Source organism: Pseudomonadota bacterium, from assembly GCA_034189865.1.
In the GTDB taxonomy this organism is placed as follows: domain Bacteria; phylum Pseudomonadota; class Gammaproteobacteria; order UBA5335; family UBA5335; genus JAXHTV01.
This window is the reverse complement of record JAXHTV010000012.1, coordinates 16611-36286: the sequence shown is the minus strand read 5'-3', so window position 1 is coordinate 36286 and position 19676 is coordinate 16611. Positions and strand designations below refer to the sequence as shown.

General features: G+C 59.4%; 20 protein-coding genes. 13 read left to right on the top strand and 7 right to left on the bottom strand.

Features of this window, described 5'->3' with window-relative positions; genetic code table 11:
- Nucleotides 1-45 precede the first annotated feature (45 nt).
- Nucleotides 46-1824 carry a glycosyltransferase family 39 protein gene (locus SVU69_07720; protein MDY6942887.1) on the top strand — a complete coding sequence of 593 codons (1779 nt, stop codon included), beginning with the start codon at nucleotides 46-48 and terminating at the stop codon, nucleotides 1822-1824.
- A complete protein-coding gene (locus tag SVU69_07715) occupies nucleotides 1784-2584 on the top strand; it encodes a phosphatase PAP2 family protein (protein MDY6942886.1) in 801 nt (266 codons plus the stop codon). The genes SVU69_07720 and SVU69_07715 overlap by 41 nt, the downstream gene beginning before the upstream one ends.
- Here the strand turns inward: SVU69_07715 and SVU69_07710 are convergent.
- The 5 genes from SVU69_07710 to gatC all read right to left on the bottom strand — a co-directional run bounded on the left by SVU69_07710 (nucleotide 2526) and on the right by gatC (nucleotide 7308).
- Nucleotides 2526-3050 carry a hypothetical protein gene (locus SVU69_07710; protein MDY6942885.1) on the bottom strand — a complete coding sequence of 175 codons (525 nt, stop codon included), beginning with the start codon at nucleotides 3048-3050 and terminating at the stop codon, nucleotides 2526-2528. The genes SVU69_07715 and SVU69_07710 overlap by 59 nt on opposite strands.
- Nucleotides 3051-3188: 138 nt before the next feature.
- Nucleotides 3189-4055, bottom strand: a complete 867-nt coding sequence (hslO, locus tag SVU69_07705) for an Hsp33 family molecular chaperone HslO (protein ID MDY6942884.1) — start codon at nucleotides 4053-4055, stop codon at nucleotides 3189-3191.
- The gene (gene gatB, locus SVU69_07700) at nucleotides 4052-5488 is read right to left on the bottom strand and encodes an Asp-tRNA(Asn)/Glu-tRNA(Gln) amidotransferase subunit GatB (GenBank protein MDY6942883.1); all 1437 of its coding nucleotides are present in this window, start codon (nucleotides 5486-5488) and stop codon (nucleotides 4052-4054) included. Before gatB ends, hslO begins: the two co-directional genes overlap by 4 nt.
- 35 nt (nucleotides 5489-5523) lie before the next feature.
- Nucleotides 5524-6978: an Asp-tRNA(Asn)/Glu-tRNA(Gln) amidotransferase subunit GatA gene (gatA, locus tag SVU69_07695; protein MDY6942882.1), complete on the bottom strand. Its 1455-nt coding sequence runs from the start codon at nucleotides 6976-6978 to the stop codon at nucleotides 5524-5526.
- 42 nt (nucleotides 6979-7020) lie between these two features.
- A complete protein-coding gene (gene gatC, locus SVU69_07690; GenBank protein MDY6942881.1) occupies nucleotides 7021-7308 on the bottom strand; it encodes an Asp-tRNA(Asn)/Glu-tRNA(Gln) amidotransferase subunit GatC in 288 nt (95 codons plus the stop codon).
- Nucleotides 7309-7437: 129 nt separating this feature from the next.
- On the opposite strand from gatC, the gene SVU69_07685 reads away from it, so the two are divergent.
- The 11 genes from SVU69_07685 (at nucleotide 7438) to lipB (ending at nucleotide 17892) form a co-directional block, all read left to right on the top strand.
- Nucleotides 7438-8484, top strand: coding sequence for a rod shape-determining protein (locus SVU69_07685; protein MDY6942880.1), 1047 nt, complete (start codon nucleotides 7438-7440; stop codon nucleotides 8482-8484).
- An 89-nt stretch (nucleotides 8485-8573) separates the two neighbouring features.
- Nucleotides 8574-9455: a rod shape-determining protein MreC gene (gene mreC / locus SVU69_07680; protein ID MDY6942879.1), complete on the top strand. Its 882-nt coding sequence runs from the start codon at nucleotides 8574-8576 to the stop codon at nucleotides 9453-9455.
- The gene (mreD, locus tag SVU69_07675; GenBank protein MDY6942878.1) at nucleotides 9452-9937 is read left to right on the top strand and encodes a rod shape-determining protein MreD; all 486 of its coding nucleotides are present in this window, start codon (nucleotides 9452-9454) and stop codon (nucleotides 9935-9937) included. Before mreC ends, mreD begins: the two co-directional genes overlap by 4 nt.
- 24 nt (nucleotides 9938-9961) lie before the next feature.
- Nucleotides 9962-11818, top strand: coding sequence for a penicillin-binding protein 2 (gene mrdA, locus SVU69_07670; GenBank protein ID MDY6942877.1), 1857 nt, complete (start codon nucleotides 9962-9964; stop codon nucleotides 11816-11818).
- Nucleotides 11815-12948: a rod shape-determining protein RodA gene (gene rodA, locus SVU69_07665; GenBank protein MDY6942876.1), complete on the top strand. Its 1134-nt coding sequence runs from the start codon at nucleotides 11815-11817 to the stop codon at nucleotides 12946-12948. Before mrdA ends, rodA begins: the two co-directional genes overlap by 4 nt.
- Nucleotides 12945-13949: a lytic murein transglycosylase B gene (gene mltB / locus SVU69_07660; GenBank protein ID MDY6942875.1), complete on the top strand. Its 1005-nt coding sequence runs from the start codon at nucleotides 12945-12947 to the stop codon at nucleotides 13947-13949. Before rodA ends, mltB begins: the two co-directional genes overlap by 4 nt.
- Complete coding sequence (locus SVU69_07655) at nucleotides 13936-14757, top strand: septal ring lytic transglycosylase RlpA family protein (protein MDY6942874.1); 822 nt, start codon at nucleotides 13936-13938, stop codon at nucleotides 14755-14757. Before mltB ends, SVU69_07655 begins: the two co-directional genes overlap by 14 nt.
- Nucleotides 14758-14913: 156 nt before the next feature.
- Nucleotides 14914-16080, top strand: coding sequence for a D-alanyl-D-alanine carboxypeptidase family protein (locus SVU69_07650; GenBank protein MDY6942873.1), 1167 nt, complete (start codon nucleotides 14914-14916; stop codon nucleotides 16078-16080).
- A gap of 8 nt (nucleotides 16081-16088) precedes the next feature.
- Entirely contained in the window at nucleotides 16089-16988 is a 900-nt protein-coding gene (locus tag SVU69_07645; protein ID MDY6942872.1) for a D-amino acid aminotransferase, read from the top strand.
- Complete coding sequence (locus SVU69_07640) at nucleotides 16985-17245, top strand: DUF493 domain-containing protein (protein ID MDY6942871.1); 261 nt, start codon at nucleotides 16985-16987, stop codon at nucleotides 17243-17245. The genes SVU69_07645 and SVU69_07640 overlap by 4 nt, the downstream gene beginning before the upstream one ends.
- Complete coding sequence (gene lipB, locus SVU69_07635) at nucleotides 17242-17892, top strand: lipoyl(octanoyl) transferase LipB (GenBank protein ID MDY6942870.1); 651 nt, start codon at nucleotides 17242-17244, stop codon at nucleotides 17890-17892. Before SVU69_07640 ends, lipB begins: the two co-directional genes overlap by 4 nt.
- On the opposite strand, the gene SVU69_07630 is transcribed toward lipB, so the two are convergent.
- Both SVU69_07630 and SVU69_07625 read right to left on the bottom strand, forming a co-directional pair.
- Nucleotides 17889-18560, bottom strand: coding sequence for a nucleotidyltransferase family protein (locus SVU69_07630; protein ID MDY6942869.1), 672 nt, complete (start codon nucleotides 18558-18560; stop codon nucleotides 17889-17891). The genes lipB and SVU69_07630 overlap by 4 nt on opposite strands.
- A gap of 5 nt (nucleotides 18561-18565) precedes the next feature.
- A complete protein-coding gene (locus tag SVU69_07625; protein MDY6942868.1) occupies nucleotides 18566-19558 on the bottom strand; it encodes a phosphotransferase in 993 nt (330 codons plus the stop codon).
- Between the last annotated feature and the right edge of the window lie 118 nt (nucleotides 19559-19676).

Here is a 19676-nt window from a genome sequence, read left to right as displayed (position 1 = left end):
CGTCACATCAAGCCGCTATCGTGCCACATCAGGCCACATCTCCCAATGCACCAGGAACACGGCACGCCCATGTTGCTGCATACCACGAACGTGCCGGCGCTTTCGACCGACCTCGACCGCCGGCCGCCCCGCCGCGTCGCGGGTTGGTTGGTCTTACTTTGCCTACTCTTTTTCCTGCCGGGATTCACATCGCTACCACCGACTGACCGGGACGAGTCGCGATTCGCTCAAGCAAGCCGACAAATGTGGCAAAGCGGCGATTGGGTCACGATTCGCTTTCAGGATGATGAACGAAATCGCAAGCCGGCGGGCGTTTATTGGCTACAGGCCGCGTCTGCCCGGATCCTGGCGCCTTTCGCCGGCGAGCAAGCCATCTGGCCCTACCGGATACCTTCGTTGCTCGGTGCCATCGCGGCTGTATTGCTCACATATCAACTGGGGCAACGCCTTTTCAGTCGACCCGTTGCCGCATTGTCCGCGCTGTTCTTGGCCAGTTCGGTGCTGCTGGGCGTGGAAGCACGATTAGCCAAGACTGACGCGGTCCTGCTGGCCGTGATCGTACTCGCCCAGGGTTGTCTTGCCCGTCTCTATTTGGACCCGAAAAACAAACCGTCGCCAATCTTTTGGGCGGTTCTTTTTTGGATTGCCCAAGGCTTGGGCATTCTGATCAAGGGCCCGATCATTTGTGCCATCTCCGGCCTCACCGTGGCCTGGCTGACCATCACCGACGACAACCGACGCTGGCTCAGATCACTCCGCCCCGGCTGGGGCTTGCTGATTGTCGCTGGCTTGGTGTTGCCCTGGATCATTGCCATTTCCATCGCCACGGAAGGACGCTTCGTTCGCGATGCGCTGTTGGGAGATCTGTTGGCCAAAGTTCCATCTGGCCAGGAATCTCATGGCGCAGCACCGGGAAGCTATCTGCTCTCTTTTGCACTGACTTTCTGGCCCGCGAGCTTGTTCGCCTTGGTTGCGACCCCGTGGGTTTGGCGTTCCCGAAATGATCCGGCTGTGCGCTTTTGCATCGCTTGGCTGTTACCGACATGGCTCATGTTAGAACTGGTAGCCACCAAACTACCGCACTATATTCTGCCGGTCTTTCCCGCCGCCAGCCTACTGGTAGCGGCCGCCTTGGCAAGCCCGAAAGGAACGTGGCAGGCAGCCGCCCCAGGAGCGCGCGTGCTTGCCGGGGCATTCGGCGCTTTCGGCGGCTCCGCCTTGATTGCCCTATGCGTCGCCATTCCATGGCATTTGGGTTTCGGCATTCCGGTGGCTTCTTTGTTCACCGTTGCGACGGTCATTTTGGGTAGTCTCGCTATCGTTTACGCGCTGAAGGACTCCGACGGACGACGGCTCTTCCGATGGACCAGTGTCACGGCCATTGCGTTTGCGATGAGTTTCTACCTGGGTCTACTACCGAGACTCACGCCGCTTTGGATCAGTCCCCGAATCGCCGAATCCCTGCAAGCGCACGAACTGGCCAGTGACCGTGTGACAGCGGTGGGATATCACGAACCCAGTCTGGTCTTCCTGTTGGGACGATCGACACAACTGGCCGCAAGCACCGAAGCAGCCGCAAAGCTGCTGGGAAACGGCAACGCCAAAGTGGCCCTGATTCCCCGCCAAGACGCGCAAAAGTTTTTGGAGTTATTGAAAGAACGTGGACTGGGCGCGACATGGTGGGACGAGATTCGCGGTTTCAACTACAACGGCGGCGACTGGATGGACTTGGCCATCCTTGCGCTTGATCGGCCTAACCACGTGCATGCCAGCGGATTGAGTCATGACAACGCAGAAACGAACCACGCTCGCCAATCGCCCTAATCGACAGCTCGTCACCGACTGGGTCAGCGATCACCCCTGGTTGACGGGGCTCTGCATCATCGCAGTACTGTCAATTCCGTCTTTTTTCCTGGCAGACCAGCCCTTGGCCCGCTTCTTTCGATCGCCCGAGGCACCCTTCAAGTCGTTTTTTGCCCGCCTCGATGCCCTGGGCGACTCGAGTTACTCACTGGTTCCGAGTTTGGCGGGCTGGCTGATCTTTTCCTATGTGTGCCGTCAACCCGATATTCGGATGAGACTCCCCTTCGATACCCGGCGCGTCGCTCTGCAGTGCGCGTTCGTGTTCAGCTGTGTCGCAAGCTCGGGAATTGCCGTCAATATACTCAAGATTCTGTTTGGGCGCGCACGTTGCGTCGTGCTGTTCGAAAGCGACACTTACGGCTTTCACTTTTTCCGTCTTGGTTATGATTTCGCGTCATTCCCATCAGGCCACGCGACCACGGCTATCGCACTGGCAACCGCCCTGATCTATCTCGCGCCGCGGGCGAGCCGATGGTTGATCCCGCTTTTTATCGCCGCGGCTTTCAGCCGCGTGGCCGTGACCGCTCACTTTTTGAGCGATGTACTCGTTGGCGGTTTTCTCGGCGCATGGATGACTTGGCTATGGCGTGAGGCTTTTAGGCAACGCGGATGGCTTTTCAGCTCAGACGACGAGCCGTGGTCCTCGGTGTACACGGGGCCATTTACGGCATGGTCAACGTTGTTACGGGAACGGGATCCGGATCAGTCTGGCTATCGATAAAGTTCTGCACCACCGTGCCGCCGACGAGCAAGCCGATTTGAGCCGCCCGAATCAATAGTTCCCGACGCTGCTCATTGCCGCTTGGCTGGGTCGGCAAAGTGGGAGGCTGAACGTCGTCCGAATCGTCATCACCGTAATCACTCAACACCGCGATGCTTCCCGCGCCGGCGACCAAGGCCGGCAGAACCACCCGCACTGTCGCTCCGACAGGCCCGAGATTAAACAGATGCGGATTCTCCGGATTGGTGCTGTAGATGTGCGCCACCGCCGGCGCGGATTGGTCATCCAGCCCCCAGCCCCGGTATTTCGAAAGCAAAAGAAAATTGTGTTCTATCTGCCGTTCCCCGCCGAAGCGGATTTGATACTGCAACGCGGTGTACCCTTCCGCCTGGGCCGTCATACTGACCGTGCCACCAATCAGAAGCGCCACCAACAAAAACCAACTACGACGCGGAAACTGCTCCATGGCCTACCAACCTTTATATGCCACTTGGTTGAAAAATAGCGCGCTGGCTGAACGAACGCGCAAATACGGGGACGAAGGCTTGATCATCAGTCAATCGACATTATCAGGCTTCCATTGCCAAAAAAACCTCGCGCGCCGCTAATGCAGCCGATCGCTGGAGGGCGACCCGAAACCGGAGGAAAACAACAATTCCACGTCGACCTTATCGAACTCGTAACCTTTTCCGCAAAACTCGCAGGTCACCGACACCCGCCCCTGTTCTTTGACGATATCACGCACTTCTTCCTCGCCGAGAGATTGAAGCATGCCCGCCACACGCTCCCGTGAGCAGCGGCAACGAAAACTCGTGGGACGCGGCTCGAATACCCGCACGTCTTCTTCGAAAAACAAACGATGCAGCAAGGTTTCCACCGGTAATTCGCGCAATTCTTCCGGACGAACCGACGCCGCGAGGTGGGTACAGCGATTCCAAGCGTCAGCATCCGATGATTCACCCGGAAGCCGTTGAATCAGCATGCCCGATGCACAGTGCTCGTCGACAGCGAGGTGCAAGCGAGTCGGGAGCTGCTCGGAACGCTCGAAGTAATGCTCCAAGGCTGCGGCAACGCCGCCGCTTTCCAACGCGACGATCCCCTGGTACCGCTCACCCTGACCTTCCGGCTCGATGGTAATCATCACCCGACCACCAATCAGCAGCGGATCGCTCAACGGTTCCTGGAATCGGGCGGTTGCCCGCAAGTGCAGCTGGTGGTCACATTGCACCAACAGCAAGCGAACCGCGCCTTCGCTCTCGATTTGCAGACTCAGACGGCCTTTGAACTTCAGTGTCGCCGCCAGCAACGCACCGGCCGCCATGGCCTCGCCCACCAGATCACGAACCGGCGCGGGATAATCCGCACGCCGTTGGGCTTCCTGCCACGTGGCATCGAGATGCACCACTTCACCGCGCACCGGAAAATGTTCGAAATGGAAACGGCTGACGACATCGCCGGTTCGATCTGTCACGAAGACAACTTCTCCTTCAACAAGTCGTTCACCTGCTGGGGATTGGCTTTGCCCTTAGAGGCCTTCATTACCTGGCCGACAAAGAAACCGAACAGTTTGTCTTTACCGGCACGGTACTGCTCTGCCTGTTGCGGATTGGCAGCCACGACTTCATCAACCAATCGGGCGATGGCGTCGGTATCGGTGATCTGACGCAAGCCCTTGGCTTCGATCACCGCATCGGCACTCCCTTCGCCGTTCCACATGGCTTCGAATACTTCTTTCGCCACCCGCTGGGAGATGGTGTTGTCGCTGATTCGATTCAACAAACCGGCGAAATCCTCCGCGCTGACCGGGCTATCGGCGATCTCCACGGTCGCCTTGTTCAAAGCCGCCGCCAGCTCGCCCATCACCCAGTTGGCCGCCAGCTTGGGCTCGCTGCTGCTTTTCTCCACCACGGCCTCGTAATACTGGGCCATCTCGCGGGTGGCAGTGAGCACACCGGCGTCATAGTCGGACAACTCGTATTGCTCGACAAAGCGACTGCGCTTGGCATCCGGAAGTTCCGGCAGCTCACCACGAACCTGCTCGACGAAACCCGGTTCGATGACCACCGGCAACAAGTCCGGATCGGGGAAATAACGATAGTCGTTGGCTTCTTCCTTGCCCCGCATCGACCGTGTCTCGTGCCGGTCCGGGTCGTACAAGCGGGTTTCCTGGATCACTTTTCCGCCGCTCTCGATCACATCGATCTGGCGCTCAACTTCGAAGTTGATGGCCTTCTCCACGAAGCGGAACGAGTTCAGGTTCTTAAGCTCGGTTCGCGTCCCGAACCGACTCTCGCCTTTGGGCCGAATCGACACATTGGCGTCGCAGCGGAATGACCCCTCCTGCATGTTACCGTCGCAGATCTCCAGGTAGCGCACCAGCGAATGCAGCTTCTTCATGTAGGAAATGGCTTCTTTCGCCGATCGCATGTCGGGCTCAGAGACGATCTCCAACAGCGGTGTGCCGGCGCGGTTGAGATCGATGCCGGTCATGTTGTGAAAACTTTCGTGCAGGGACTTGCCGGCGTCTTCTTCCAAGTGCGCCCGGGTGATGCCGATGGTCTTTTGCACACCATCGTCCAGGTCGATGACCAACTTTCCGCCCTGGACTACCGGTAGCTCGTACTGGCTGATCTGATAACCCTTGGGCAGGTCGGGGTAGAAATAATTTTTGCGAGCGAATACCGATCGCGGCGCCACCTCGGCGTCAATCGCAAGGCCGAATCGCACCGCCATGCGCACGACCTCCTGGTTCAATACCGGCAAAACGCCGGGGTAACCCAGGTCAATGGCACAGGCCTGGGTGTTGGGTAATGCGCCGTACTGCGTTGCGGCACCGGAAAACAACTTGCTCTTGGTAGCCAGCTGGGCATGGACTTCCAGGCCGATGACAACTTCCCATTCCATTCCGTGAAACCTCTTCAGATCGCAGGCGGGACGCCCTACTCGAACCCCGGTGGGACTTGCCGATGCCAGTCGGTTTCCCGTTGGTACTGATGCGCCACATTGAGCAGCTTGCCCTCGTCAAAATGCTTGCCGATAAGCTGCACGCCCACCGGCAAACCACCGGCAAAACCCACCGGCATGGACAATCCCGGCAAGCCCGCCAGATTGACCGCGATGGTGTTGATGTCGGAGAGATACATTTTGACCGGGTCATCCGTCTTCTCGCCGAGTTTAAAGGCGGTTTCGGGCGAAGTCGGCCCCATGATGACATCGACTTCTTCGAACGCCTTGATAAAGTCTTCGGTGATCAGGCGGCGGCATTTCTGCGCCTTGAGGTAATACGCATCGTAATAGCCCGCCGATAAGGCGTAGGTTCCGATCATGATCCGGCGTTTGACCTCGGCACCGAACGCCTCCGAGCGAGTCCTTTTATACATATCCTCCAGGTCCCTGGGGTCCTCGCAACGATAGCCGTAACGCACGCCATCGAAACGAGACAAGTTGGAGGAACACTCGGCCGGAGCAATCACATAATAGGTGGGAACCGACAGATCCAGGTTGGGCAAGGTCACCGGACGCACCTCGGCACCCAGTTCCACCAGTACCGCTTCAGCTTCCTCGATGCATCGCCGGACCTCAGGATCGATCCCGTCGCCGAAAAACTGTTCGGGCCGCCCGATACGCAGGCCTTTCAGGGGTTGTTCCAGCATGAAGCGGTAGGCCGGAACAGCCTGATTGACGCAGGTTGAATCCTTGCCGTCGAAACCGGCAATCGCCTCCAGCAGCAGCGCCGCGTCACGCGCGTCCCGGGCAAACACACCGGCCTGATCCAGGCTCGAGGCGAAAGCGATCATGCCCCAGCGGGAAACCCGGCCGTAGGTGGGCTTGATGCCGGTGATGCCGCACAAGGCCGCCGGCTGGCGGATCGATCCGCCCGTATCGGTTCCCGTGGCCAACGGCGCCAAACGCGCTGCCACCGCCGCCGCTGAACCGCCGGATGAGCCTCCCGGCACTCGCATGGTATCCCAGGGGTTCCTCACGGGACCGAAATAGCTGGTCTCGTTGGAAGAACCCATCGCGAATTCGTCCATGTTGGCCTTGCCGAGGGACACCAGTCCGGCCTCGCGACAGCGCGTGACGACAGTGGCGTCGAACGGCGGCACGAAATTGCTCAGCATCTTCGATCCGCAAGTGGTTTTAACCCCCTGCGTCAGGAAAATATCCTTGTGAATGAGAGGAACACCGGTCAGGGGCCCGCCATCCCCGCGTTGTATCCGCTGATCGGCTTCCCGTGCCTGGGCCAGTGCCTGTTCCCGATCCACGGTGATAAGACTATTGAGCTGAGAATCCAATGCCGCGATTCGGTCCAGCAGGATTTCGGTTACTTCCTCACTGGAACAGGCTCTGCGCTGCAGAGCTTCGGACATTTCGCTCACAGAAAGATCGTACATGCCAGCGATTCCTTGGCTTGACAGAAGGGAGAGGCTGCCGCCTCACTCGATAACGCGGGGAACCAAGAAAAGACCGGCTTCCGCCGCCGGCGCCTGGTCCAGAAAAACGTCCCGCTGATCCGACTCGGTCACGTCATCGGACCGTAAACGCTGAACCATATCCAACGAGTGCGACATTTCCACCACGCCGTCGGTGTTCGCCTCGTTGATCTGTTGCAGCAAATCGAGACAATGAGATAGCTCCCGCGCATATCCGTCGACTTCGGCATCAGAGATCGACAGCCGGGCGAGGTGGGCGATAGCTTTGACTTCATCGGCACTTAGAGACATGAAAACCGCCTCACTGGACGTGGATTTAAACCGCCAAAACTACCATATTTTTTACTCACTTGCCGAAATCAGGCGCCGTTGTTAGAGTTGCAGCCTCGAATTAGTCCAACGACGGGAAATACACACCGAATGTTCAAGTTCAGCGGCTTGCGCGGCTTTTTTTCCAATGATCTTTCGATCGACCTGGGCACCGCGAACACACTGATCTATGCTCGTGGAAAAGGGATTGTTTTAAACGAGCCGTCGGTCGTCGCGATCCGCGAAGATTCCACCCGCGGCAAAACCATCGAAGCCGTCGGTGCCGCAGCCAAAGCCATGGTGGGTAGAACACCGGGGCATATCACCGCCATTCGCCCCCTCAAAGAGGGTGTGATCGCGGATTTCACCGCGACCGAAAAAATGCTGCAGCATTTTATCCGCAAGGTCCATGACTCGCCTTACTTTCGACCCAGCCCACGGGTGTTGGTATGCGTGCCCTATGGTTCCACCCAGGTGGAGCGCCGGGCAATCAAGGAGTCAGCCACCGGTGCCGGCGCCCGCCGCGTCTACCTGATCGAAGAACCCGTGGCCGCTGCCATCGGCGCGGGCATGCCCGTCCACGAAGCGCGGGGCTCCATGGTCCTGGATGTGGGTGGCGGCACATCGGAAGTCGCCGTCATGTCCCTCAACGGGATCGTCTACGCGGCTTCCGTTCGGGTGGGTGGCGACAAATTCGACGAGGCGATCATCAACTATGTTCGTCGCAACTATGGAACGCTCATCGGCGAATCCACCGCAGAGATTATCAAGCGGGAGATCGGCTCCGCGTTTCCCGGCAAGGAAGTGCGCGAGATCGAAGTAAAAGGCCGGCACTTGTCCGAAGGCGTGCCCCGCAGTTTCTCGCTCAACAGCAATGAGATTCTCGAGTCGCTGCAGGAACCGCTCAGCGTCATCGTACGTGCCGTCAAGACGGCCTTGGAGCAAACCCCGCCGGAACTGGCCGCCGATGTGGCCGAGCGCGGCCTGGTCCTGACCGGCGGTGGCAGCCTATTGCGAGACCTGGACCGCTTGCTGGTCGAAGAAACGGGCATTCCGGTCGTGTTGGCCGATGATCCGCTAACCTGCGTTGCGCGGGGCGGCGGCCGCGTTCTGGAATTGATCGACGAACACGGTGTGGATATTTTCGCCTTGGAGTAGACGGCCCGGCGATAAGAAGCCGCACGCCAATAGTGGCTCGGCGGATGAGCCGATTCACCGATTTAATCCGAGTGTGAAGGCGAACCACTATCAAACCGCTGTTTCAAAAAACGGGGGCGCTTCATCTCAGACTGGTGCTGTTTGCAGCCCTGTCGATCGGGTTGATGTGGCTCGATAGCCGGTTAGATCAAGGCGAACAGATCCGAATCGCTTTGAGCGCGGTAATTTATCCTGTGCAAGTGGCGGTCGACCTGCCCATTCGGGTCGGCCGGTGGACTCAGGATCGAATCAAAAGCCGACGCCAGTTGCGGGAAGAAAACCTGGAATTGCGAACCCGCCAGCTGCTCATGGAAGCACAAATGCTCAAATTGGCAGCCCTGGAGGCGGAAAACGCTCGGCTGCGTGAACTGCTGGAATCCACTTCCCGTATGGGCGAACGCTTGAGCGTCGCCGAAATCCTTGCCTTGGATCTCGACCCCTACCGACAGCGCATCACCATTAACCGTGGTCGTATCAACGGCGTTTTCGTCGGCCAGCCCTTGATTGATGCCCAGGGCATCACGGGGCAGATCACAGAAATCGGTCTTTATACGTCGACGGCGCTGCTGATCACCGACACAAGCCATTCCATTCCCATCGAAGTAAATAGAAACGGCCTTAGAACTCTGGCCGTCGGGACAGGCGAGCGCGATCGCTTGGCATTGCCCTATCTGCCCAACAACGCCGACATCGAGGTGGGCGATCTGCTGGTCGCTTCCGGTCTGGGCGGCCGCTTCCCGCGCGGATATCCGGTGGGCATCGTCTATCAAGTTGAACGCAATCCCAGTGAACGCTTCGCCGACATTAGCGCCTTGGTTTCGGCCCGCCTGGATCGCAGCCGGGAAGTCCTGTTGGTTTGGACCAACCAAATGGCGGTCAAACGCACAGAGTCGGAACCCGCTCCCGCTGGCGAGGTCAAACCGTCACCGTGAGCGCACCCCTGCCCTTTCAATGGATCGTCCTGATCGCCACCTTTGTCGTCGCGATCGGCCTGACGATTGTGCCGCTGCCCCAATGGGTCGACATCGCCCGCCCGGAGTGGGTGGCCTTGACTATGATCTACTGGTGTATGGCCATGCCGTGGCGGGTCAGTATCGGCACCGCTTGGTGTTTGGGTCTGCTGCTGGACGTTTTGCAAGGGGCAACGCTAGGTCAACATGCTTTGGCCCTGGTACTGGTCGCTTATTTGATCCAACGATTTTATCTCCAGCTGCGATCGTTTCCCGTCTGGCAGCAGAGCCTGGTCGTTATGCTGCTGTTATTGGTTTACAAATTCCCCTTGTTCTGGATAAGCGGGATGAGCAGTCGAGTCGAACCCGTACTGGGTTGGCAAGCGGTTATCGCCAGCGGCTTGCTGTGGCCCTGGGTCTTTGCTCTGCTGCGCGGCATCCGCCGCCATTACGAACTCGCCTGAGGGAATAGAGGACCCTGCCCGACCATGGCCCGTCCCGTCAAAATGCAGGATACCGCCGCCGAGCGGCGAATCGTCGCAAGCCGGGGCATCATCGCCGTGGGCGCGATGGTATTGCTGTTTACCCTGCTCATCGCCCGCTTAGCCTATCTGCAAATCTATAGCCACGAGCACTACGCGACACTGTCCCAGGACAACCGGGTACGCATCCAGCCGATCGCGCCCACCCGCGGTTTGATCTTCGACCGAAACGGTGTGCTTCTGGCGGAGAACTTGCCCTCCTATCGTCTCGATGTCATCCCGGAAGAGGTCGACGACCTGGACGACACCCTGGCCCGGCTGAAACAGGTGGTCAACCTTTCAGACGATGAGATCACCCGTTTCCAGCAGCAACTCAAGCGCCATCGGGTGTTTGACTCGGTGCCGCTGCGCTACCGAATGAGCGAAGAGGAATTGGCGCGATTCGCCGTTGACCGAATCCACTTTCCCGGTGTGGAAATGCGCGCCGACCTGACCCGGCATTACGTCTATGGCCAGAGTACGGCCCACGTTATCGGCTACGTCGGCGCCATTGATGAAGACGATCTAAAAGAAATGGACCGTGCCGCCTATCGCGGTACGACCCATATCGGCAAAACCGGTGTCGAACAGTTCTATGAGCGGGCGCTGCACGGCTCCCCGGGGTACGAGCAGGCCGAGGTGGATGCACAAGGCCGCCCCCTGCGGAGTCTCACCATCGAACCGCAGGTTCCTGGAAAAAACCTTCACCTCAGCATCGACATTCAGCTTCAGCGGGCGGCGGAGGCCGCTCTCAAAGGACGGCGGGGGGCCGTGGTGGCCATCGAGCCTAGCACGGGAGAGGTGCTTGCGATGGCCAGCGTACCGAGCTACGACGCCAACCTTTTCGTCGGCGGAATCAGCGTGTCGACCTATCGCCAACTGCAATCGGACCCGGGCCGGCCGTTGTTCAACCGAGCCATCCAGGGGCAGTATCCCCCGGGATCGACGGTGAAACCTTTTCTTGGTTTAGCTGACCTGGACATCGGACACCCCCTGGGAGGGAAAGGCGTCTATTGCCCCGGGCACTTTCAGCTACCCAACACTGAGCGGCAGTATCGCGACTGGAAACGCTGGGGACATGGCCAAACCAATCTGCGCAAGGCCATCGCCGAATCCTGTGATGTCTATTTCTATCAGCTGTCGCTCGAATTGGGCATTGATCGCATCCATGATTATCTCACCCGTTTCGGGATGGGGGACAAAACCGGTATCGATCTGACCGGTGAGCGGCGCGGCCTCGTTCCATCGCGCGAATGGAAGCAGCAATCCCGAGGGGAAAGCTGGTACCTTGGTGAAACGCTGATTAACTCGATCGGTCAAGGGTTTATGCTGTCGACACCGCTGCAGCTCGCTCAGGCCACCGCGATCCTTTCGACACGAGGTAAAAGCGCCTTGCCCCGACTGGTTCGGGAAATTCAAGATCCCGTGGCCGGCACACGAGAATCGCTGACGCCGGTAGCGGGCCCGAGTGTGGAAGTGAACTCGGCAAACCACTGGGACTATGTCATTAACGCCATGAATGATGTGGTGCAACGCCAAAGTGGCACCGCCTTTTCCAGCGGCGGCGACGCGCCGTATCGCTATGCCGGAAAAACCGGCACCGCGCAGGTATTCGGCTTGGGCGAAGACGAGGAGTATGAGGAATCGGAAGTCGCGGCGCACCTGCGAGACCATGCATTGTTCATCGCCTTCGCACCATTGGATGACCCCAAAATTGCACTGGCGATCGTAGCCGAACACGGCGGCAGCGGCGGTCGAACCGCCGCCCCCGTGGCGCGCGCGCTGTTAGATTCATACTTACTCCGGGAGTTGGATAGCCCATGATTTTCGAACCGGAGTACCGTGACCGAGCCCCCCGCAACCGGGGCATTTCAGGCTTGGCACCGCGTTTACATGTTGATCCCCCCTTATTCGTTGCCCTGCTGGCACTGACCGGCCTGGGGCTGGCGATCCTGTTCAGTGCCAGCGGCGAGTCCACCACCTTGATGAGCAAACAGGGCGTCCGGCTGGGGATCGCGTTCGCCGTGATGTTCGTGATGGCACAAATCCCAGGCCAAACCCTTTACCGCTGGAGTGCGCCGGTTTTTCTGATCGGTACGAGCTTATTGGTCCTGGTTCTCCTGCTCGGTGTCACCGGCAAAGGTGCCCAGCGCTGGCTGGATTTGGGCTTCATCCGCTTTCAGCCCTCGGAAATCATGAAACTGGCGGTACCCATCGCGGTTGCGCGATTTATTCATGACCACGGCATGCCTCCGCGCTACCGCCATGTGCTCGCCGTTCTGGCCATTCTCGGCATCCCCGCCGCACTCATTGCCCAACAACCGGATCTTGGAACAGCCCTGCTGGTTGCGACTGCAGGCCTGTCGGTGCTTTTTATCGCCGGCTTGAGCTGGCTGACCATCGCCCTACTCGGTGGCGCGGCAACGGCCGCCCTGCCTTTGCTGTGGTTGACGATGCACGACTACCAGCGTCAGCGTGTACTCACGCTGCTGGATCCCGAGAAAGACCCCCTGGGGTCCGGCTATCACATCATCCAATCCAAAATCGCATTGGGTTCCGGCGGGTTATTCGGCAAGGGCTGGCTCAATGGCAGTCAGGCCCATCTGCAATTCCTCCCGGAACGCTCCACCGATTTTATTTTTGCCGTTTATGGCGAAGAGTTCGGCTTTCTGGGACTGATCATGCTACTGATCATCTACCTGGTAATCATTCTGCGCGGCATGCAAATCGCTGCATCGGCGCAGAGCACCTTCGAGAGGTTGCTCGCCGCCGGACTGAGCCTGACCTTTTTTGTTTACGTTTTCGTCAACACCGGCATGGTGACCGGTATCCTGCCGGTGGTGGGCGTGCCGTTGCCTTTGGTGAGTTACGGTGGCACGTCCATGGTCACGCTAATGGCGAGTTTCGGTATCCTGATGTCCATTCAAACCCATCGGAAATTACTGGCCCAATGAATCTGCGTTTTTGTCTTATCGTCTTCGCCGTATGGCTGCTACCCGTGGCCACAGCAAACAGCAACGAGCCGGCTGCTGGCACACCGCTCGCCGATCGAGCCGATGTGCGTGCATTCATGGCGCGCATGAGTGAAACCCACGGATTCGACGGCGATGCGCTCAGGACGCTGTTCCAACAGGCCAGTATGCAGCCGGAAATCCTGGACGCGATCCAACGCCCCTGGGAAGCCAAGCCTTGGCACGCGTATCGGCCGATCTTCGTCACCGAGAGCCGGATTGCCGACGGGGTCCAGTTCTGGCGCTCCCACGCATCACTATTGGAGGCGGCACAAGCCCAATTCGGCGTCCCGCCCGAGATCATCGTGGCCATCATCGGAGTGGAGACCCGGTATGGCCAATTCACCGGCCGCCACCGTGTGGTGGAAGCGCTGGCGACCCTGGGCTTTGGCTACCCGCCGCGCGGTGATTTTTTCCTCCGGGAGCTGGAACAGTTCCTCTTGCTCTCCCGTGAAGAACAACTGGATGCAACCGGTATTCGAGGCTCTTACGCCGGCGCGATCGGCTGGCCGCAATTCATTCCCAGCAGCTATCGGGCCTATGCGGTGGATTTTGATCAGGACGGTCGACGCGACCTCTTATCCAGTCCCGCCGATATCATCGGCAGTGTAGCCAACTACTTCCATCGTCATGGCTGGACCCTAGGCAGCCCCATTGCCACCCCCGCGCTCGTAAATGGCAACGGGCGGGCGTTGGGTAATCGGAATCGAGATTTACCCTATACACTGGCGAAACTCCGCCAGCAGGGCGTAAGCTTCGAATCCCAGCTTCCAGATAGCGCTCCGGCCAACCTCATCGCGCTGGAACAACCGAGCGAGCTGGAGTACTGGGTCGGATTTCCGAATTTTTATGTCATTACCCGTTACAACCACAGCGTCCATTACGCCATGGCGGTTTATCAATTGAGCCAACGCATTCGGGAGGCCTATTTTGCTGAGGCTTGAATCACGTTTGCACCTCACGCTGCTCTCCGTGGTGATCGCCGGCGTGATGCTGAGCGGTTGCAGCACCCTCCCCACCCCGGGTTCACCCACGTCTGACGGTGCGCCCAACGCGCGCGACGTACCCGACGTCAGCCAGATCGCCGACGCCACGCCGCGCCCGGAAGCGCGCTCTCGCTATGGCAACCCCGACCAGTACGAGGTCTTCGGCCGAACCTATTATGTTCAGCAATCCAGTCTCGGTTATCGGGAACGGGGCGTGGCATCGTGGTACGGCACCAAGTTTCATGGCCGCCGGACATCCAGCGGGGAACCGTATGACATGTATGCCATGACCGCCGCTCATAAGACTTTGCCGCTGCCGACTTATGTGCGCGTGCGTAACGTGGAAAATGGCCGCTCGGTCATCGTCAAGGTCAATGATCGCGGACCGTTCAAAGACAATCGACTGATCGACCTGTCCTACGTCGCCGCTGCCAAGCTCGATATGCTCACCGCCGGAACAGCACGGGTGGAGGTGGAAGCAATCAACGTGCAAGAAGCGGCAACGCCGAGGCCACCCAACCCTGATCCCCAAACGAACCTATACCTGCAGGTCGGTGCGTTCTCAGAGCGGGAAAACGCCGAACGCATGCAAAATCGCCTGCAGAATGCCCGAATTGAACAAGTGTCAATTCGCCAGACATCCCAAGGCGACTCGTTATTATATCGGGTCCATATCGGCCCTTTGGCGGACCTCGACTCCCTGAATCGCATCAGTGATCGGGTAGAAAGCCTTGGCATCCAAGCCCGTCATGTGGTGATCGATTGATGTATTCAAGGCGTTTTGTGATCTTTAAACTGGGTCGGGTGATCATGACGCGCCCGAATGTATGCTGAACCGACCGGGATCGACCTCGGTCACGAAACGATTTTATTCCGGAACGCCCGGCAGGGCGGACCCATCCGCTGACGAAACGATGGAAACATGAGCCTATTACCTTTGCGCTTGACTCTCCCCACCCTGATCATGCTCTGGGCCACCCTGGCGACAGGATTCTCCTCTCCGGCCAGCGCAATACCCGCGCCAGTGCCGGCGCCACCCCCGGTGGCCGGAAACAGCCACGTCTTGATTGACCACCACAGTGGGCGAGTGCTGGCGGAAAACCAGCCGGATCTTAGAGTTGAACCGGCCAGCATCACCAAACTCATGACCTCTTACGTGGTGTTTCATGCGCTGGCATCAGGCGAGCTGAAACTGGACGACCCTGTTCGTATCAGCGAAAAGGCTTGGCGCATGCCGGGTTCGCGAAGCTTCGTGGAGGTGGGTAAATCGGTTCCGGCCGAAGTGCTGCTCAAAGGCATGATCGTTCAGTCGGGCAACGACGCCTCCGTGGCGCTGGCAGAACATCTCGCGGGTACCGAAACGGCGTTTGCTACCTTGATGAACCACCATGCCGAATTACTGGGCTTGACCAACACCCATTTTATGAACGCGACCGGGCTTCCCGACCCCGATCACTACACGACGGCCCGCGATGTGGCGGCGCTTTCCCGTGCTTTGATCAATGAATTTCCCGAGTACTATGCCTGGTACGCCGTTAAAAAGTTCAGCTACAACGGCATCGATCAATACAACCGGAATCGCCTGTTGTGGCGGGACGAAACCGTGGATGGTCTGAAAACAGGCCATACTGAAGCCGCCGGCTATTGCCTTGCGGCCACTGCATTGCGGGATGATATGCGCCTGATTTCCGTGGTCATGGGCACGGACAACGAGAACGCCCGCGAGAGCGCGTCGCAAGCCCTGTTGAACTACGGATTCCGATTTTTCCAAACCTACCGCCTTTACGGCGCCGGCGAAGGCCTGACCACCGCGCCGGTGTGGAAGGCCGACCGCGACACCGTGGCGGTCGGCATTGAAGAACCGCTCTATGTCACCATCCCCCGAGGGCAATACGAGTCTTTGGAGGCCACAATCACCCTCAACGAATTGATCACCGCACCCATCGGCCTGGAACAGTCCGTCGGCACTGCCCGGGTGATGCTGCACGAGGAGTTACTCGCCGAGCGCCCCTTATATCCACTAGAACCCGTACCGGAGGGCGGTCTTTGGCGCCGTCTAAGGGACGAAGTCCTGCTGTTATGGCAATGACGACGACCATGAACGCAGCCACGACAAACCCGCAAATCGCTTACCTGAACGGCGCGTTTCAAGCACTGAGCGAGACCCGAATTTCCGTCCTCGATCGCGGGTTTCTGTTCGGTGACGGGGTCTACGAGGTCATACCCGTTTACGAAAACCAACCGTTCCGCCTCGATGCCCATTTGGACCGGCTGGCGCAGAGCCTGGATGCACTGCAAATCGCCGATCCGCTCACGCGTGGCGAATGGCACCAGATGGTCACCCAACTGATCCATCAAAACGGCGGGGGCGATTTGGCCGTCTATATTCAAGTAACACGGGGCGTTGAGACGCGGCGGGATCATTTCTATAGCGATGACACGACGCCTACCGTGTTTGCCATGGCCTCACGCCGAGGCGAACCGCCGGCCGAAACCATTGAGCACGGCGTGTCAGCGATCACCGTGGACGACCCCCGATGGGCCCGCTGCGATGTCAAAGCGATCACGCTGCTGGCCAATGTGCTGAGCCGGCAGGAAGCCCGCCACGCCGATGCCAACGAGGCCATTTACATTCGCGATGGCCGGCTGACCGAAGGTGCCGCCAGCAATATTTTTCTGGTGAAAGGAGGTGTTCTGATCACACCGCCGAAGAGCCAAAGCATTCTCCCCGGCATCACGCGGGACGCCTTGATCGACGTCGCACGTAACGGCGGGATACCGGTCGACGAGCGGCCAGTGGACCAAACGGAGCTTGCCAGCGCAGACGAGCTGCTGATGACGAGTTCGACCAAAGAAGTTCTGGCCATCACCCGTTTGAACCATCAACCCGTCGGCACCGGACGGCCGGGGCCGGTCTCGCTGCGTCTTCGAAATTTGTGGCGGCAGTCCTTGCATACTTGGCTGGCGGAACAGATAGAGGAATCCGCAACGACATGACCGCCGAGGGGATGGTTTTTCCTTGCCGGTTTCCCATCAAGGCGATGGGAGAGAACGCGGCCGACCTGGAGGCCTTGGTCTTGGCCATTGTCCGACAGCACGTCGCCGACGAGCAGATTCTCTCCCACCAGACCCGCCCCAGTCGGGCCGGCAAATACTGCTCGGTGACGGTCACCATCGAAGCCGAGAGCCAGCATCAACTCGACCGGATCTACGGCGCGTTGACGGCTGAATCACGAATCCTGATGGCGCTATGACCTCCACACCCGCGCCCGTGATCCGTCTGTTGGGTCAAGTGGCTTACGAGCCCACTTGGCGCGCAATGCAGCAGTTCACCGACGAACGGGACGAGGCGACCCCGGACGAAATCTGGTTTCTCCAGCATCCGCCGGTGTTTACGCAGGGAATGAACGGTCGAGCAACCCATCTGCTGGCCACGGAGGATATCCCGGTGGTCGCGGTGGATCGCGGCGGACAAGTCACTTATCACGGTCCGGGACAGTGGGTGGTCTACCCCTTGCTCGATTTGCGCCGGTTGAACATCGGTATTCGCACCCTGGTGACGCGCCTGGAACAGGCCGTCATCCAGGTTTTGTCCGGCTACGACATCGCGGCCGAGGCCCGCACGGACGCCCCGGGTGTCTACGTGAATGATGCGAAGATCGCCGCGTTGGGGCTGCGCGTGCGCCGCGGTTGTTGTTACCACGGCTTGGCATTCAACGTGGATATGGATCTGGAGCCATTTGCCCGTATCAACCCCTGCGGCTTTGCCGGTCTGCGCGTCACCCAGCTCAGCGACCTGGCCGGACCGGTCGACTTAGAGCGCGTCCGAACGCAGCTCGAAGCCGCGCTGCGGGTGCAGCTTTACGCGCCAGGCCCGGACGGCAAACCCGAGGTGGCTTAGTGACGCGCCTGACGCAATCGCGTGTCCAGCTGCCGCAATCGATCCGGGGTACCCACATCGCACCATGCGCCCCGAAAATACTCCCCGCCGATTCGCCCGTCCATCATGGCCTGCCGCAGCAGCGGCGCCAAAGGAAAAGCCCCAGCTTCGCAACCGGCGAATAACTGCGGACGGTAGAGGCCAATGCCGGAGAAAGTCAGCCGCGGCTCGCCCTTCGCACACACCCGGTTATCAGACAAATGAAAATCTCCGCCCGGATGGTGCTGCGGATTGTCCACCAAAACCAACTGCGCGAGATCATCGTCCGATAAGGTCAGGGAAGCGAACTCGTATTCGCACCAAACGTCGCCGTTGACCACAATGAACGGCTCGGTGCCCAACAGGGGAAGCGCCCGGAATATACCACCGCCGGTCTCCAGGGCTTCGGAACCTTCATCGGAGTACGCCACCGACAAGCCGAAGGCACCGCCGTCGCCAATCGCCGAGCGAATCCGCTCTCCCAGCCAAGAGAGGTTGATCACCACCTCGCGAATACCGGCCTCGGCCAGCGCCTGCAGATGGTAGGCGATCAAAGGCTGACTACCCACGTTCAGCAGTGGCTTGGGAATTTCGTCGGTGAGCGGTCGCATCCGCTCTCCCCGGCCCGCGGCGAGAATCATGGCCTTCACCGGCGTCAGTCCCGCACGGTCTCGCCGGCCGTGGGCGATAGACCGTCCAGCAGACCGCCCAACGGCGCCAGCTCACCGTAACAGGCGATGGCCCGTCGTAAATAGGCGATAAAACGGGGCGCTTCACCGAGGTACCGGTCTTTGCCGTCGCGATACTTCAGCCGGGCGAAAATCCCCAGCACCTTGAGGTGCCGCTGGACCCCCATCCAATCCGCCGCCCGCCGGAATGCGCCGAACTCCGCCGGAAGCGCGATGCCCGCCAGACGGGCCCTTTGCCAGTAGTCTTCGAACCATCGCGAAACGTGCGCATCGTCCCAGGAGAGGAACGCATCCCGAAACAGTGACACCACATCGTAGGTGACCGGTCCGATCACGGCGTCTTGAAAATCGATCACGCCGGGATTGGGCTCACTGATCATCAGGTTGCGGGGCATGTAGTCTCGGTGAACAAAAACCTGCGGTTGCGATACGGCGCTATCGATCAGATCTTGACGAATTCGAGACCACCGCACCCACTCGGCCTCGGACCATTGCACGGCGCAATGACGCTCCACATACCAGGTGGGAAACAAATCCAGCTCACGACCCAACAGTTCCGCATCATAAGGCGGTAGCGCGCCGGCGCGGGTCGCGCCTTGCCAGCGCACCAACGCTTCCAGGGCATCGGCAAACAAGCCGTCAGCGTTGGTTTCGTCGATTACATCAAGATAGCTTTGGCTGCCAAGATCCGTGAGCAGCAAAAAGCCCCGCTCGGCCTGGTAAGCCAACACCTCCGGCACGTGAACACCGGCGCGGCGCATCAAACCCGCCACATGCACGAACGGCTCGGCGTTCTCCCGATCCGGCGGCGCGTCCATCACAATTCGGCTGACGCCACCTCGCCAAACCCGAAAATAGCGGCGAAAACTGGCATCCACCGGCAAGGCTTCCACACGCTCGGGCTCACCGCCCAGGGTGCTCGACAACCACACGGCCCGCGCCTGTTCGCGCGGTGTCATTCGTTCACCATCTCCCGCGGTACCCAACACCATTCACTCCATCACGCCGGGCTGCTATGCTGCTCCACCGGCGAGCCAAGGCAACAATTTCAAACCATTGGATGCAGCGCATAGTACC